The 15,878-nt window shown below is 64.1% G+C and carries 13 protein-coding genes; 5 read left to right on the forward strand and 8 right to left on the reverse strand.

Going from position 1 to position 15,878, the window contains the following annotated elements:
• The first annotated feature begins 166 nt into the window (after positions 1–166).
• Positions 167–1,333: a Yip1 family protein gene (locus RXV95_RS10520; protein ID WP_338466003.1), complete on the forward strand. Its 1,167-nt coding sequence runs from the start codon at positions 167–169 to the stop codon at positions 1,331–1,333.
• Between the two features lie 28 nt (positions 1,334–1,361).
• Here RXV95_RS10520 and RXV95_RS10525 read toward each other — a convergent pair whose 3' ends face one another.
• The 4 genes from RXV95_RS10525 to RXV95_RS10540 form a co-directional block, all read right to left on the reverse strand.
• Positions 1,362–2,054 carry an ABC transporter ATP-binding protein gene (locus RXV95_RS10525; RefSeq protein WP_338466004.1) on the reverse strand — a complete coding sequence of 231 codons (693 nt, stop codon included), beginning with the start codon at positions 2,052–2,054 and terminating at the stop codon, positions 1,362–1,364.
• A complete protein-coding gene (locus RXV95_RS10530; protein WP_338466005.1) occupies positions 2,047–3,288 on the reverse strand; it encodes a lipoprotein-releasing ABC transporter permease subunit in 1,242 nt (413 codons plus the stop codon). Before RXV95_RS10530 ends, RXV95_RS10525 begins: the two co-directional genes overlap by 8 nt.
• A 179-nt stretch (positions 3,289–3,467) precedes the next feature.
• Complete coding sequence (locus RXV95_RS10535) at positions 3,468–4,610, reverse strand: cytochrome-c peroxidase (protein WP_338466006.1); 1,143 nt, start codon at positions 4,608–4,610, stop codon at positions 3,468–3,470.
• A gap of 17 nt (positions 4,611–4,627) precedes the next feature.
• Positions 4,628–6,382, reverse strand: coding sequence for a chloride channel protein (locus RXV95_RS10540; RefSeq protein ID WP_338466007.1), 1,755 nt, complete (start codon positions 6,380–6,382; stop codon positions 4,628–4,630).
• Positions 6,383–6,616: 234 nt separating this feature from the next.
• Here RXV95_RS10540 and purF point away from each other — a divergent pair, with 234 nt between their 5' ends.
• The 3 genes from purF (at position 6,617) to RXV95_RS10555 (ending at position 9,293) form a co-directional block, all read left to right on the forward strand.
• Entirely contained in the window at positions 6,617–8,113 is a 1,497-nt protein-coding gene (purF, locus tag RXV95_RS10545; protein ID WP_338466008.1) for an amidophosphoribosyltransferase, read from the forward strand.
• Entirely contained in the window at positions 8,114–8,842 is a 729-nt protein-coding gene (locus RXV95_RS10550; RefSeq protein ID WP_338466009.1) for an SDR family NAD(P)-dependent oxidoreductase, read from the forward strand.
• Between the two features lie 106 nt (positions 8,843–8,948).
• A complete protein-coding gene (locus RXV95_RS10555; protein ID WP_338466010.1) occupies positions 8,949–9,293 on the forward strand; it encodes a PilZ domain-containing protein in 345 nt (114 codons plus the stop codon).
• 46 nt (positions 9,294–9,339) lie between these two features.
• Here the strand turns inward: RXV95_RS10555 and RXV95_RS10560 are convergent, their stop codons facing one another.
• Both RXV95_RS10560 and RXV95_RS10565 read right to left on the reverse strand, forming a co-directional pair.
• Complete coding sequence (locus RXV95_RS10560) at positions 9,340–10,608, reverse strand: cyclopropane-fatty-acyl-phospholipid synthase family protein (RefSeq protein ID WP_338466011.1); 1,269 nt, start codon at positions 10,606–10,608, stop codon at positions 9,340–9,342.
• Between the two features lie 50 nt (positions 10,609–10,658).
• A complete protein-coding gene (locus tag RXV95_RS10565) occupies positions 10,659–12,041 on the reverse strand; it encodes a deoxyribodipyrimidine photo-lyase (protein ID WP_338466012.1) in 1,383 nt (460 codons plus the stop codon).
• A 128-nt stretch (positions 12,042–12,169) separates the two neighbouring features.
• On the opposite strand from RXV95_RS10565, the gene RXV95_RS10570 reads away from it, so the two are divergent.
• Positions 12,170–12,799 (forward strand): phosphatase PAP2 family protein, encoded by a 630-nt coding sequence (locus tag RXV95_RS10570; protein ID WP_338466013.1) that lies wholly within the window; start codon positions 12,170–12,172, stop codon positions 12,797–12,799.
• Between the two features lie 15 nt (positions 12,800–12,814).
• Here the strand turns inward: RXV95_RS10570 and RXV95_RS10575 are convergent, their stop codons facing one another.
• Positions 12,815–13,849 carry a 2-oxoacid:ferredoxin oxidoreductase subunit beta gene (locus RXV95_RS10575; protein ID WP_338466014.1) on the reverse strand — a complete coding sequence of 345 codons (1,035 nt, stop codon included), beginning with the start codon at positions 13,847–13,849 and terminating at the stop codon, positions 12,815–12,817.
• 11 nt (positions 13,850–13,860) lie between these two features.
• A complete protein-coding gene (locus RXV95_RS10580) occupies positions 13,861–15,741 on the reverse strand; it encodes a 2-oxoacid:acceptor oxidoreductase subunit alpha (protein WP_338466015.1) in 1,881 nt (626 codons plus the stop codon).
• Positions 15,742–15,878: the final 137 nt, after the last annotated feature.

Genomic DNA, 15,878 nt, shown 5'->3' on the forward strand with positions numbered 1-15,878 from the left:
ATGGCCCCTGCCCTCCGGACCGCCAAGCCTTGCGAACCACTTGACGGAGGAAAACTGCATCAACGCCAGGGCTTCACGAATGCCCCCCTTTGATTTCATCCGATCCGGGCGTATCCTGAGCGGGCAATCGGGTCGCGTGCCACCTCTGGAGGGAAGGACAACGCGAATGACGGATACGCAGACGCCCGCAGCCGGGCACGGCCTTGTCGAGAGAGCCAAGGCGATCATCCTCAATCCGGCCGAACAGTGGCCGAAGATCGCCGCAGAGACCGAAAGCCCGGGCGATATATTCGTGCGCTATGCCATGCCGCTTGCGGCAATCGGGCCGGTCGCGCAATTTATCGGCGGCCAAATGTTCGGCGTCGGCGCGTTCGGTTTCAGCTACAAGCCGGGATTCTTCAGCGGACTGGGATCGGCCGTCCTGTCCTATGTGCTGTCTCTTTTAGGGCTGGTGGTGCTGACCTTCATCGCCGACTGGCTGGCCCCCCGGTTCGATGGAAAATCCGATCGGGCGCGGGCGTTCAAACTTGTCGCCTATGCCGCGACAGCCGGATGGATCGCCGGGATTTTCGCGCTGATACCGATGCTGGGCTGGCTCTCGCTGCTGGGCCTTTACAGCTTCTATCTGTTCTACACCGGCGCCGCGCCGCTAATGCAGGTGCCCGGAGAAAAGGTGATCGGTTACACGGTGGTCACCGTGATCGTGGCGGCGGTGCTCTATATCGTGGTCGGCGCGCTGGTCGGGACGTTCGCGGCAATGCTGTTCGGCGGAAACCTTGCGACCCACGTTACCCCGAACGACCGGATATCCGGAACGATGACGATTCCCGGCGTCGGCAAGGTGAACATGGACAAGATCCAGAACGCCGCCGACCGGCTTGAGGCGCGTTCCAAAGGCGACGCAAAGGCGGTTTCACCCGATTCGCTGAAGGCCCTGCTGCCGCAATCGATCGGCGGCTTCCAGCGGACATCGGTTGAAAGCACCGGCATCGGCGCACTGGGAAGCAATGCCGAGGGAACGTATGAAAATGGCGACCAGCGCTTTACCCTCCGGATCTCTGACCTGAACGCCGCCGGGGCGCTTGCCGGGATCGGCGCCGCGATGGGCGTAAGCCAAAGCAAGGAAGACGCGAACGGCTATGAACGCACGGGCGTGGTCGACGGGCAGATGCAAACCGAAAAGTGGGACAGCTCAAGCAATTCGGGCACGTTTGGCCGCGCGGTGGATGATCGCTACATGATCCAGGCCGATGGCAACGTCGGCAATATCGACCAGCTCAAGCAAGCGGTCGCGGCGATCGATCGGGGCAAGCTCACCAGCCTGGGCGGATAACGGCGCCCAGGCCTTCACGCAGGCGTGTCTATTCCAGCACGCCTTCGTGAAGGCGGACAATGCGGTCCATGCGGCGGGCCAGACGCTCGTTATGCGTGGCGACCAGCGCCGCGCTGCCTTCGCCGCGGACCAGTTTCAGGAACTCGTCGAACACGCGATCCGCCGTCACTTCGTCAAGGTTCCCTGTCGGCTCGTCCGCCAGCACAAGTTCCGGCCGGTTGGCCAGCGCGCGGGCGACCGCCACGCGCTGCTGCTCCCCGCCGGAAAGCTGGCTGGGCCGATGATCCAGCCGCTCCGCAAGGCCCAGAGCGCTCAAAAGGTCGCGCGCGCGCGCTTCGGCGTCCGCCTGCTTCGTGCCGGCCACCAGCTGCGGCAACACCACGTTTTCGACTGCGTTGAAATCGGGCAGCAGGTGGTGGAACTGATAAACGAAACCAAGGTGCTCACGCCGCAAGGTGGTGCGCCCATGGCCGGGCAGCGCCGAAGCATCGTTGCCGGCGATCTCTATCCTGCCTTCGAACCCGCCTTCGAGCAGCCCGATGGCCTGGAGCATCGTCGATTTGCCCGAACCCGACGGGCCAAGCAGGGCGACGATTTCGCCGGGGCGGATTTCAAGGTCCACGCCGCGCAATACGTCAATCGTCACGCCGCCTTGCCGGAAGCTGCGCTTCAGCCCGGTCAGGCGCACGACGGGATTGGCCGGACCTGCCATGTCATTCATAACGCAACACCTGCACTGGATCGGTGCTGGCCGCCTTGAATGCCGGGTACAGCGTTGCAAGGAAACTGAGCACCAGCGCCATGACGCTGATCACCACGATCTCGGTCGGGTCGCTGCGACTGGGCAGTTCGGTCAGGAACCGGATCGAGGGGTCCCACAGGTTCTGCCCGGTCAGCCGTTCCATCAGGTGCACGATGGGCTGCCGGAAATAGAGGAACACGAAGCCCAGCATCAGGCCGACCAGCGTGCCCAGTGCACCGATCACAAAACCGATCGTCACGAATATCTTCAGCAGGCTGGACCGCGTCGCCCCCATCGTTCGCAAGATCGCGATGTCGCGCGTCTTGGCGCGCACCAGCATGATGAGCGATGAAAGGATATTGAACACCGCCACCAGCACGATGATCGAAAGCACCACGAACATCGCCACCCGCTCTACCGCCAGCGCCTCGAACAGCGACGCGTTCAGCGTCTTCCAGTCGGTGATCACGGCGGTGCCGGCCAGTTGCCGTTTCAGCGGTCCCAGCGTCTGCATCACCGTGTCGGGGTTCTTGGTGGTCACTTCGATCATGCCGATGGTGTCGCCCGTCAGCAGAAGCGTCTGCGCATCGGGTATCGGCATGACGACATAGGCATTGTCGTAATCGTAGATGCCGATCTCGAAGATCGCGGCGACACGATAGCCGATCTGTCGCGGAACCGTGCCGAACGGGGTGGATCGCCCCTGCGGATTGATGATCGTGATCGTGTCGCCCACGCTGACGCCAAGGTTTTCCGCAAGGCGGGAGCCGATCGCGACATTACCCGATCCCGGCGTCAATTCCGCGAAAGAGCCGGCCGTGCGCTTGGCGGACAGGCGCTTGATATCCCTGGCCGTGTTGCCGCGCAGCAGGATCGCTTCCACCCGGCCGTTGGACGTTGCCAGCAAGGGCTGTTCGATCAGCGGCGAGGCGCGCGTTACGCCCGGCGTCTTTTCAACCTCTTTCAGGATCGATTGCCAGTTATCCAGCCGGCCGCCGTAGGCCTGGATGATCGCGTGGCCGTTCAGCCCCACGATCTTGTCGACAAGCTCGGCCCGAAAACCGTTCATCACGCTCATCACGATGACAAGCGCGGCAACGCCCAGCATCACCGCAGCAAGGCTGATGCCTGCGACCAGCGCGATGAACGCTTCGCCGCGCCCCGGCAGCATATAGCGCTTGGCGATGGTCCATTCGAAGTTGGAAAGGATCAAGCAGAGGGCTCGCTTATGGTGGGACCCGACAGTTCCGGGGATGTAGGCTCTGGCGCGCCGAAGGGCAATGCCTTGTACCACTCAGGCCGGGTTGCGCCCGAAAAATGAAAAGGGCCGCTCCCTTGCAGAGCGGCCCCTCCCTGGCGATCCGCCTGGTTCATGACGGATCAGCGCCCGCCTTACCGGTCAGGTCGCAGTGTGTCCGGTCCACTGGCGGGCAGAATGGGGACCATGACCTTTGGCTGGTCCCCGGTCAGCGCATCCAGGAATGCGCTGATCTTGTTGACGTCCTCATCGCTCAACTGTTGTCCGAGTTGAGCCTGGCCCATCACACGCACCGCTTCCTTGAGATCCCAAACGGAACCGGTGTGGAAATAGGGAGCCGTAAGCGCGATGTTACGGAGCGACGGCACCTTGAACGAGTACTCGTCGCTGACTTCGTTGGTGACGGCTTCGCGACCCTTGTCAGCGGCAGGCCGGTACTTTGCGGCGGGAGCGGCGACGACGCCGAACTTGGCATACATTGCACCGCCAACGTTGATGCCGTTGTGGCAGGCCGCGCATCCCTTATCGATGAAGAGGCGCAGGCCGTCCGTCTGTTCGGTCGACAAGGCCGTGGCATCGCCAGCGAGATATTTGTCGAATGGCGCATTCGGCGTGATCAGCGTGGTTTCAAAGGCCGCGATCGCCTTTTGCGCGTTTTCAAGCGTTACCGGCTGTTTGTCACCGGGAAAGGCCTTGGCAAAAAGCGGCGGATAGCCGGGAATGGACTTCAACTGCTCGGGCACGTGGCCCGGCCTGGAGTTCATCTCGATCGGATTGACGATCGGCCCGCCCGCCTGTTCGTAAAGATCCTTTGCCCGACCGTCCCAGAACTGCGCGGTATTGAACACCGCATTCAGCACCGTGGGGGCGTTGCGGCCGCCCTCCTGCCATTTGTGCCCGACGGACGTTGACGCGTCGTCGCCGCCGCCCAGCCCGATATTATGGCAGGATGCGCAGGACAACGCATGGCTGCCGGACAGGCGCGGATCGTGATAGAGCATATTGCCGAGTGCGACCTGGGCCTCAGTAGCCGTGTTGCCTGGCTCGTCCTTGTAGCTGGCGGGTATCACCTTGAACAATTCGCGGGCCGAACGCATCAGTTCGTCGCTGGCCGGAGCCATCGCCTGCCCGCTCGCCGAACCGTTGGCCGCATCGCCGCCACCCTGCCCGCAGGCAGCCAGGGAAAGCGCCAGGAATGAAACAGCTACTATCTGCACGCGCCGCATTGCGCCCTCCATTGCTTGGATGGGCGCAATGATGATCTGCCAGGCTGACAAGAACCTGACCTTGGATGCTATTCCCCGTATATCTGGCGCTGGACGCGATCCATCTCGGCCGCATAGCGGCGCCGAACATAGCTGTCGCTGAGCATCCCTACGATACGGCCTTCGGCGTTCACCACGGCAAGATCGTCTGCCTCGGACTGATCGAAACGGCGCATCACTTCGCCGATACCCATCGTCGGCGCCAGCGTGCATTCGCGATAGGCGGCGAGCGACGACACCGGTTCTTGTGGATCGACGTCGCCATAAGCCGTCGGCGTCTGCACCAGCCCCGCGTAACGCCCCGCCGCATCCCGCAGCATCACGCGCTTGGTGGACCCCAGCGGGAACTTCTCGCGAAGCGCGGCAACCGTCTCGTCCTCGCGCATGGTGGCGGGAGCGCGGCGCATCATGCGCTCTGCCGTCAGGTCGCGCATCCAGCCGATATCGCGCGCGCTGCGCACAACCTCTCCGCGCAAGTGCAGGCGCCAGGTGGAGAAGGAATAGCCAAACTGCGCGCGGACCAGCGCGCTTGAACAAAGCGCGGCGGTCAGCACGACCGCGGTGATGCCGAAATCGTGCGTCGTCTCAAGCACAAGGAGCGACATGGTCATCGGCCCGCCAACCACGGCCACGGCCATCGCCGCCATGCCTACAAGCGCCGCGTCGACCGGCATCAGCGGCGGTGCGCCGGGGATCAGCGCCCATGCCAGCGCAAAGATCTGGCCCAGCACCGATCCCAGGAACAGCGACGCGAAAAACAGGCCGCCGCGAAAGCCGAAGCCGAGCGATACGGCCGACGCCAGCAGTTTCAGCAGGAAGATCATGCACAGCGCCAGAAGCGATAGCTGGCTGGCAATCGTCAGGTTCAGCGCGCCGTGCCCGGATGACAGCGCCTGCGGTGACAGAAACGCGATCGGCACCAACAGGACGCCGCCGATAATCGGCCGGACAGGTTCTGGCAGTTTCAATCGCCGCACGCCGCTGTCGACAACGGAAACAAAGCGCATCAGCGCAATGGCAACCAGCGCGGCGACGATGCCCAGCAGCGCATATATGCCATAGTCTATGCTCGGCAGGGACCGTTCGGCGGTTGCGGCGATCAGGTATGGCTGCATCCCGATGGTGCGCGCGGTGACGACGGCGGACAGCGCGGCAGCGGCTACCGGGGCGATTCCCACCGGGCTGTAAGCGCCGATCACGATCTCGAAGGCATAGAACGCCCCCGTCATCGGCGCACCGAACGCCGCGCCCAGCGCCGCGCCCGATCCCGCGCCCACCAGCGTGCGCAAGTCCGCGCGGCGCAGGTTGAACCACTGGCCGACCAGCGAAGCGAGGCCCCCGCCTACCTGGGCATAGGCGGCCTCAAGCCCCACAGACGCGCCGAATCCGTTGGAGACAACCGTTTGCGCGGCGACAGCCCCGGTATCGCGCGCGGGCACGCGCCCCCCGTGCAGCGCGTTCGCCTCGACCACGTCGACTGCGGTACGGCGCGCGCGCGTTGTGGCGATGATCGTCAGGGCAAGCACAACGCCGCCAACCGGCAGGACAAGAAGGCGCACCGGATCGAGCCGGGGAATCGCGCTCAGGTGCAGTTCGCCGGGCTGGAGCCCGAACAGGATATGTTGAAGCCCGTGGGCAACGAAGCCCAGCGCTGCCGCCGAAAGCCCCGCACCGATCCCGACGATGATGGCCAGACCGATCAGGCTGGTCTCGCTGGACCGCACTTGCCGCCGGGTAAGCGCCAGCAGGCCGTGGGGTCTCAGGTGTCGGGGAATCGCGGTCATGAGGCTGGCAGACGGAAAATTGCGGAGGACTCGGGGAAGCGCGACGAGTCGCGCGCCGCGCCCATAGGGCACATGGGCGGCCCTGTCTGCCCCTAGTGACGTCCCGCCGCACCCGCTTCAGGCCGGAACAAGTTCCACCCGGCACGACGGTCCACCCTTGCCATCGCGCCAAAATGACGCCATTGGCGCCCACATCAACGGCGCGACAGGCGCCGAGGCGAGACCGGGCGGCCAATGACCATCTCTGAACCCCTTCGCGAAGGCCTGCCGTGGGACATTGTCCCCGGCGGCAATGACGATGACCACCTGCGTGAGGAATGCGGCGTTTTCGGCGTGATCGGCGCGCGCGATTCCGCCGCCATGGTTGCGCTGGGGCTCCACGCGCTCCAGCACCGCGGCCAGGAAGCGGTGGGCATCAGCAGCTATGACGGGCAGGAGTTTTACTCCCGCCGCGCGCTGGGCCACGTTGCACAGAATTTCTCGAGCGGCGCGGCCATCGCGGAACTGCCCGGCAGCATGGCATCGGGGCACGTGCGCTATTCCACCACCGGCGGATCGGGATTGCGCAACGTGCAGCCGCTTTTCGCGGATCTTGCGACCGGCGGCTTTTCCATCGCGCACAACGGCAATATCTCCAACGCGATCCACCTGAAGCGCGATCTTGTGAAGCGGGGCGCGATCTTCCAGTCGACGTCCGATACGGAAGTGATCATCCACCTCGTCGCGACCAGTCGTTATCCCACGCTGCTCGATCGTTTCATCGATGCGCTGCGCATGGTCGAAGGCGCCTATTCGCTGATCGTGATGACGCCCGAAGGCATGATCGCCTGCCGCGATCCGCTGGGCATCCGTCCGCTGGTGATGGGCCGCATCGGCGATTCGGTGGTATTCGCGAGTGAAACGGTGGCGCTCGACGTGGTCGGCGCGGAATTCGTTCGCCAGGTTGAACCGGGCGAGCTGGTGGAAGTGTCGATGGACGGCACCGTGCTTTCGCACCACCCCTTCGGCAACCGCAAAGCCCGGCCGTGCATTTTCGAGCACGTCTATTTCAGCCGCCCCGATTCCATCGTCGACGGGTCGTCGGTGTACCAGGTGCGCAAGGCGATCGGCGAACAGCTCGCGCTGGAAAGCCCGGCGGATGCCGACCTTGTGGTGCCGGTGCCCGACAGCGGCGTTCCGGCCGCCATCGGATATGCGCAGCAATCGGGGATTCCCTTCGAACTGGGCATCATCCGTTCGCACTATGTGGGCCGCACATTCATCCAGCCTTCGGATGGTGCACGCCACGCCGACGTAAAGCGCAAGCACAACGCCAATCGCGCGCTTGTGCAGGGCAAGCGCATCGTGCTGATCGACGATTCCATCGTGCGCGGCACGACCAGCCTGAAGATCGTGCAGATGATGCGCGATGCCGGCGCGAGCGAAGTGCACATGCGCATCGCCAGCCCGCCGACCAGCCATTCGTGCTTCTATGGCGTCGATACGCCCGAACGATCCAAACTGCTGGCCGCGCAGATGGATATTGCCGCCATGGGCGAGTTCATCCACGCCGACAGTCTGGCCTTCGTTTCCATCGACGGTCTTTACCGCGCCGTCGGCGAAAAGGACCGCAAGGCAAAGTGCCCGCAATATTGCGACGCCTGCTTCACCGGTGATTACCCGACGACGCTGACCGACCTTGGCGAGCGCGACCAGAAGCAGCTTTCGCTTCCCGTCGAAAAGGTCGCCTGAATGCCTGAAAACCAGTCCACCGGCCCGCTTGCGGGCAAGCTTGCGCTTGTCACCGGGGCCAGCCGCGGAATCGGTGCCGCCACCGCAAAAGCCCTCGCCGCCGCCGGTGCCCATGTTGTCTTGTGCGCGCGCAGCGCCAAGGAACTGGAAGCGGTCGAACAGGCGATCTTCGAAGCGGGCGGAAATGCCACCATCGCCCCTGTCGACCTGGCCGAGCCGGACGGGATCGCCCGGCTCGCAACCGCCATCGGCCAACGCTGGCAGGCGCTCGACATCCTGGTGATCAACGCCGCGGCCTTTTCCCCGTTGATGCCGACCTGGCAGATCGACAGCCGGGATTTCAACAAGACTCTGACGCTTAACGTGCTGGCGACGCAGGCCCTGCTTGCCAATTTCGATGCGATGCTGAAACGCAGCAAGGACGCGCGGATCATCGCGATGACCAGCACCGTTGCCGCATCGCCGCGCGCCTATTGGGCCGCTTACGGTTCATCGAAGGCCGCGATGGAAGTGCTGCTGGATTGCTATGCGCAGGAAGTCCGCGCGCTGTCCGGTATCAAGGTGGTTATCCTCAACCCCGGCGCGACCCGCACGGAAATGCGCCGCCGCGCCTATCCGGGCGAAGATCCCGAAACGGTGAAGCCTCCCGAAGTGGTGGCGGATCGTGTTGTCGAACTGTGTGGTGAACAGATCGACAGCCCGCAACGCGAAACCATTAACCAGTCCTGATAGGGCGCGCGTAACCCAGAACAGACATACATTGCCAAGCAGCGTCGCAAAGGCGGCGTCTACCATACACAGCGCTTGGGGTGCGCCGGGTACGGGAAACAGGGCAATGAACACCAAGGCGGAACAGAACCTTTACGAGATCGCGGCCCAGGAAGATCGCTGTGCGCCGCGCGTCCGCGTAAGCATTCCTGCGTCGCTGCGTCCGTCGGGCGGGCGCAGTTACCAGACAACGGTCCACGATCTTTCGCTTGGGGGCTTTTCCGCCACCGCGCACAGCCGGATGTACGCCGGCAACATCTGCTGGCTTACCCTGCCCGGCCTGGAAGCCCTGCAGGGCGAAGTGATCTGGTGGGAAGGCGGCCTTGTGGGGTGCGCGTTCGCCAGCCTTCTCAGCCCCATCGTTTACGACAACATCCTTGCCCGTTTCCGGAGCGACGGCACATTGCGCTGAACAAAGCCGGGATCAAAACGGCAATCGGGTCGCCAACGGCGCGGTATCATCCTTTGACCAGCGTAACCTGGCACACGTCTATGCCGCCGCCGAGAAAACCGCCTTCGCAATACATCAGGTAATATCGCCACAAGCGCACGAAGCGCTCGTCAAAGCCTGCGGGCAAGGTTCCGTCTTCAACGGCCGCGTCGAACGATTCGCGCCACGCCGCCAGTGTGCGGGCATAGTCCTGCCCAAAGGCGGCGCGGTCGCGCCAGACCAGTCCGTTTTCGAAGGCGAGCCGCTGGAATTCGCGTTCGCTTACCAGCATCCCGCCGGGAAAGACGTATGTCTGGATAAAATCGGCGCTGGCGGCATAGGCATCGAACAGTTCTTCGCGAATGCAGATATATTGCAGCGCGGCCTTACCGCCGGGCTTCAGGTTGCGGGCAAGGCAGGCAAAGAAATCCGGCCAGTATTCGCGGCCGACCGCCTCTACCATCTCGACGCTGGCGATCGCGTCGAACTGTCCGTCCACATCGCGATAGTCCTGGCGGCGGTATTCGATGAATTCCGCCCCTTCGCGGCGCTGCTCGTCGCGGCACCAGCCAAGTTGCTCGTCAGACAGGCTGATACCTGTGACCTGCACCTTGTGCCGTTGCGCCATCCGGCGGGCCAGAAAACCCCATCCGCAACCGATCTCCAGCACGTGCTGGCCGGGTCTCAGATCCAGCCGTTCGGCCAGCAAGTCCACCTTGTTGGCTTGCGCTGCACGAAGGTCGGCATCCCTTTCCATCCCTTCCCAACGCGCGCTTGAATAGCTCATCGTCGGATCGAGCCAGAGCGCATAGAAATCGTTGCCGAGATCATAGTGTGAGGCGATGTTCGCCCGCGCACCGGTGCGACTGTTGCGGCGCGCGGCGTGCAGCGCGCGGGCTGCCCAGCGCCACGGCCCCTTGGCCCGCGCCGCTTTGCCCAGCGAAGCGGCATTGCGCATGAACAGCGCGAATATCTGCACCGGATCGGGGCTGTCCCATTCACCCGCTTCCCAGGCCTGGTACCAACCGGCGGACCCGCCCGTTGCCAGCCGCACCAGCGCCCGCCAGTCTTTCAGGTTTATCTCTGCAGCCGGCCCCTTCGCGCGCCCGCCAAGGATGCGCACCGATCCATCGGGCAGGCGCGCCTCGATCATCCCTGCGTCCAGCCCCTTGTCGATGCGGTCCATCACGCGGTGGAACGAACCCGCGAAACGGCGTGCTATCCACCCACCGCCAGCTTTGGCCCGGCGGCCACCTTCGACCAGATGTCCGCCCCTCCTCGGCGTCTGTGCATTCATGGCGCGATTCTATGCGCTCTTGCCGCGCCAAGGGCAACGGTCGGGCGCGTTCATTCCCCGGCGCGTGTCTTTGCCTCTTCCCATGCGGCCAGCGCCCGTTCGCGCGCTTCGCGATGGCCGATGATCCTGGCCGGATAGCCGCGCACCGGCCGTTGCGGATCGTGGATCTCGCTATCCGGCACGTCCGCCAGTTCGGGCACCCATTCGCGGACATAGGCCGCCGCATCGAACTTGTCCGACTGTGAAAGCGGCGCCATGATCCGCACGAACATATTGGAATCCACGCCGGACCCCGCCGTCCACTGCCAGTTCACCGAATTGCTCGCATAGTCGGCATCCACCAGCGTATCCCAGAACCATCGCTCACCTTCGCGCCAGTCGATCAGAAGATGCTTCACCAAGAAACTTGCCGCGATCATGCGAACCCGGTTGTGCATCCATCCCGTGCGCCACAACTGGCGCATGCCTGCGTCCACGATCGGATAGCCGGTGCGGCCCTGCTGCCATGCGGCAAGGTCCGCATTCGCCGCCTCGCCCGTTCGCCATGGAAAGCCATCGAATGTATCGCGGGCGGACTTCCCCCCGTAGTCCGGAAATTGCAGGATCACGTTCTGCGCATAATCGCGCCAGCCCAGTTCACCCAGAAACGTGGCCACCGATCCGCCGACAGACGACGTCGCGTGCCATGCCGCGGCAGGCGAAATTTCACCGAAATGCAAGTGCGGCGACAGGCGCGAGGTGCCTTCGCGCGACGGCAGGTTGCGAACGCCTTCATAGCGGGCCGCGCGGCGAGAGAAGGCGTCCAGTCGCTTCCTTGCCCCTTCCTCGCCCGGCTCCCATTCGTCGCCAAGGCCGCCCGACCAGTCCGGCCTTGTGGGCAAAAGGTTCCAATCCTCCAGATTGTCGCTTTCCGCCCACTGGTCCGGTGCGGGAACCTGCGCCGGACGACGCTGCGGTTCCGGCGGCGGCATCCGTTCGGACAAGGCGCGCCAGAACGGGGTATAGATCTTGTACGGGCTGCCCGAACCCGTGGTCACGCTGCCGGGCGGGGCAAGGTAGTTTCCGTCATGCAGGCAAAGGTCCACCGTCTTCGCCAGCGCCCTTTCGGCATTGCGCCACCACGGTTCGTAATGATGCAGCGCGTGTATACGCGATGCCCCGCATTCTTTGGCAAGCCGGGCCAATTCCACGTCCGCCCTTCCCCGCCGCAGTGTCAGTTTAGAGCCCTTCGCACGCAACGTGGCGTCAAGGCTGACAAGACTGTGGTGCAGCCACCAGCGGGATGCGCCGCCCATGACCCGGTGCTTCGGCGTCTCGTCATCCAGAACATAGACGGGGATCACCGGCCCGCCCGCGTGGCAGGCGGCGGCGAAAGCTGCCTGGTCGGAAAGCCGCAGATCCCTGCGAAACCACACGATCTGCGGTGCTGGCAACTGCGTCCTCCCCCCGGTTGTTTGCGCCTGCTATCCGGAACCGTTCCGCCGCGCTAGGGTTCCTGCGCCCGATGGATCAGCGTTTGCCCTCCCCATCTCCCTGCCGCGCCCGCGTGCAAAGCGCGCTTGTGGCTGGCGCAATGTGCTGGGCCGGGTTCCTGCTGATCGCGTGGCTGGTTCACATCGGGGCGGCACAGGGATTTGACCGCACGGGCCTGTTTTACTGGCGAACCGGCGCGAACCGGATGCCGTGGGGGCCGTCGTGGCTTCCGGATGTCATGCTAAGCCTGACGGCGCTGGGCGGTGTCCTGCTGCGCAACCTTCTCGCACTGGCGGCCGCCGCGGGCCTGATGATCGGGCGAAGAACCCGTGAAGCGGCTTGGTTTGCGGGCACCTTCGGCAGCGCGTGGATCGTGGACTGGCTGCTGAAAATCGCCATCGCGCGTCCGCGCCCGGAAATCGTGCCGCACCTGACGCATGCCACCGGCATGAGCTTTCCCAGCGGGCACAGCTTCAATTCCGCCGCCATATACCTAGCGATGGCCCTCACCTTCGGCGCGCTCAGCCAACGTCGCCGCATACGGGTGTTGCTGGTTGCGGGCGCCTTCACGCTTTCGTCCGCGATTGCGCTCAGCCGCGTCTGGTTGGGCGTGCACCATCCCACCGACGTAATAGCCGGCTGGCTGGGCGGCACGGGCTGGGCATTGTTCGCTTACGCCCTGTCTCACCGCAGCCGCGCCGCTGGTGAGACAGGGTAAATCAGGCCGGGTAGGTCAGACCGGGTCCTGTGCAGTGCCGCTTACGGTCCATGTCTGGCCCTTGGCGAGAAGCGCGGCGAGGTCTGGCTTCTTGCCCTCGCTTGCCTTCGCATTCTGCGCCACGACACCCGTTTCGTAAGTCGGGCGCGGATCGTCGTAGATCACGCCCAGCGCCATCGGGAACGCGCCGAACGGCAGTTCCACCAGCATGTGCGCAACCGAACGGTTGGTCACATCGTGGACGATCACATCCGCCGCCTGCCAATCGCCGTCGACCACGTCGACAACCTTCAGCGTCAGCGTATCGCGGCACAGCGTGATGCCCTTGGTGCCGTTCGCGAAGAGCATCGGCTCACCGTTCTTCAGCCAGAGCTGCCGGTCTTCCGCGCCCTTGGGGGCGGCGAAATCCTCGAACACGTCCTTGTTATAGACGATGCAGTTCTGGAAAATCTCGATGAATGCGGCGCCCTGGTGGGCATGCGCGGCCTTCAGCACGTTCGGCAGTTCCTTGGACACGTCGAACCCGCGCGCCACGAAGCGCGCACCCGAACCCAGCGCGAAGGCACACGGGCTGGCGGGGCGGTCGATCGAACCCAGCGGCGTGGAAGGGCTGGTGGTGCCCACACGGCTCGTCGGCGAATACTGGCCCTTGGTAAGACCGTAAATCTCGTTGTTGAACAGCATGATCTGCATGTTCACGTTGCGCCGCAGAACGTGCATCAGGTGATTGCCACCAATCGACAGGCCATCGCCGTCACCGGTGATCAGCCAGATATCCAGATCGGGATTGGACAGCTTCGCCCCCGTCGCCAGCGCCGGTGCGCGCCCATGGATGGTGTGAAAGCCATAGGCTTCGACATAGTAAGGGAACCGGCTGGAACAGCCGATGCCGCTGATGAACACGGTCTTGGCCGGGTCCGCACCGATTTCCGGCAGCGTGCGTTGCACCGCCTTGAGGATCGCATAGTCGCCGCAACCGGGGCACCAGCGCACTTCCTGGTCGGTTTCCCAGTCCTTCAGCGTGGTCTTGATCGGGGTCATGTCGTTCATCGTCTATCCCCTCAGGCCAGGATGTCTTCGATCGCGGCTTCGATTTCCGCGATGGTGAACGGCTGGCCCGACACCTTGTTGAACGGCCTGGCGTCGACCAGGAACTGATCGCGCAGGACCGTCTTGAACTGGCCCGTGTTCATTTCGGGCACCAGGATCTTTTCGTAACCGCGCAGAAGATCGCCCAGATTTTCAGGCAGCGGCCAGACATGGCGGACGTGCACGTGGCTTACGTCCAGCCCCTTCTTGCGCGCGCGGCGCACGGCCTGGTGGATCGGTCCGTAAGTGGAACCCCACCCGACGACCACCAGCTTTCCGCTCGTCTCGCCCAGCGACACGTCCTGCGCGGGCACGCCCTTGGCGATACCGTCCACCTTCGCCTTGCGCGCATCGGTCATCGCCTGGTGGCTGGCGGGCGCATAGTCGATGTTGCCGGTGCCGGGATTCTTCTCGATCCCGCCGATACGGTGCATCAGGTCCGGCGTGCCGGGCTTGATCCACGGTCGCGCGCCCTTCTCGTCGCGCGCGAAGGGCAGCAGCGTTCCGTCCGGCCCGTTGCGTTCTTCAAGGAATTTCACCGGAAACGGCTCGAACGCTTTGGGATCGGGCACTTTCCACGGCTCCGCCGCGTTGGCGATATAGCCATCGGTCAGCAGCATGACCGGCGTCATGTATTGCACCGCAAGCCGGCACGCCTCGATCGCGCATTCGAACGCATCGGCAGGCGAGCGCGCGGCAACCACGGGGAGCGGCGTATCGCCGTTCCGGCCATAGACCGCCTGGTAAAGGTCGGACTGCTCGGTCTTGGTGGGCAGCCCGGTGGAAGGCCCGCCGCGCTGCGAGTTCACGATCACCAGCGGAAGTTCCGTCATCGCCGCAAGGCCGATCGCCTCGGTCTTGAGCGCGATGCCCGGCCCCGATGACGACGTGACGCCAAGATGCCCCGCCCAGGAAGCGCCGATCGCGCTGGCGACAGCGGCGATTTCGTCTTCCGCCTGGAACGTGGTGACGCCAAATTCCTTCAGGCGCGCCAGATGATGCAGGATCGCCGATGCCGGCGTGATCGGATAACCGCCGAAGAACATCGGCAATTCGGCCAATTGCGCACCGGCAACCAGCCCCAGGCTGATCGCTTCGGCCCCGGTCACGGTGCGGTAGAGGCCCGGCTCGGTCTTCACCGGATTGATGTGCACCTGCCGCAGCGGGCCGGAAAGTTCGGCCGTCTCGCCATAGGCATGGCCGGCGTTCAGCGCGGCGATGTTGGCTTCGGCGATGATCGGCGCCTTCTTGAACTTGGCGTTCAGCCAGTCGATCAGCGGCTGCCGGTCGCGATCGAACATCCACAGCGCAAGCCCCAGCGTCCACATGTTCTTGCAGCGCAGGGCTTCCTTCTTGCCCAGTTCGAAGGGTTTGACCGCTTCAAGCGTCAGCGCCGAAATATCGAAGGCGAGCAACTGCCACTTGTTGAGGCTGTCGTCCTCAAGCGGGTTTTCGGCATACTTGGCCTTTTCCAGGTTGCGCTTGGTGAACTCGCCGCTGTCGGCAATGATCAAGCCGCCTGGCTTCAACGACGCGACATTGGTCTTCAGCGCGGCGGGGTTCATCGCCACAAGCACGTCCGGCGCGTCGCCGGCGGTATCGACTTCGGTCGACCCGAAATTGATCTGGAACGCCGAAACACCGAACAGCGTGCCCTGCGGCGCCCGTATTTCCGCCGGGAAATCCGGAAAAGTGGCAAGGTCGTTGCCGGCCAATGCCGTGGAAAGCGTAAACTGCCCGCCTGTAAGCTGCATCCCGTCGCCGGAATCGCCCGCGAAACGCACCACGACCGCTTCGGGCGCACCTTCGCCCGGCTTCACCGCCGTCGTCTCGTCAATCGTTGCTGTGGCCATCAATCGTCCTTGCTGCGCCTATCGGGATCTTTTCTGCCCCTTGTTCTCTTCGCGCCTAGCCATTCCGGTGCCGCGACGCAAAAAAGAAAAATTCGTCCCGCTGATACGATCACCTGACCCTAGATTCCCATCCGGAA

The organism is Novosphingobium sp. ZN18A2 (genome assembly GCF_036784765.1).
In the GTDB taxonomy this organism is placed as follows: Bacteria; Pseudomonadota; Alphaproteobacteria; order Sphingomonadales; family Sphingomonadaceae; genus Novosphingobium.

Excerpts from the sequence above, each read along its gene's own strand:
- RXV95_RS10550 (WP_338466009.1), top strand. The coding sequence starts at position 8,114 with ATGCCTGAAAACCAGTCCACCGGCCCGCTTGCGGGCAAGCTTGCGCTT.
- RXV95_RS10525 (WP_338466004.1), bottom strand. The coding sequence starts at position 2,054 with ATGAATGACATGGCAGGTCCGGCCAATCCCGTCGTGCGCCTGACCGGG.
- RXV95_RS10560 (WP_338466011.1), bottom strand. The coding sequence starts at position 10,608 with ATGAATGCACAGACGCCGAGGAGGGGCGGACATCTGGTCGAAGGTGGC.
- RXV95_RS10555 (WP_338466010.1), top strand. The coding sequence starts at position 8,949 with ATGAACACCAAGGCGGAACAGAACCTTTACGAGATCGCGGCCCAGGAA.
- RXV95_RS10575 (WP_338466014.1), bottom strand. The coding sequence starts at position 13,849 with ATGAACGACATGACCCCGATCAAGACCACGCTGAAGGACTGGGAAACC.
- RXV95_RS10540 (WP_338466007.1), bottom strand. The coding sequence starts at position 6,382 with ATGACCGCGATTCCCCGACACCTGAGACCCCACGGCCTGCTGGCGCTT.
- RXV95_RS10520 (WP_338466003.1), top strand. The coding sequence starts at position 167 with ATGACGGATACGCAGACGCCCGCAGCCGGGCACGGCCTTGTCGAGAGA.
- RXV95_RS10580 (WP_338466015.1), bottom strand. The coding sequence starts at position 15,741 with ATGGCCACAGCAACGATTGACGAGACGACGGCGGTGAAGCCGGGCGAA.
- purF (WP_338466008.1), top strand. The coding sequence starts at position 6,617 with ATGACCATCTCTGAACCCCTTCGCGAAGGCCTGCCGTGGGACATTGTC.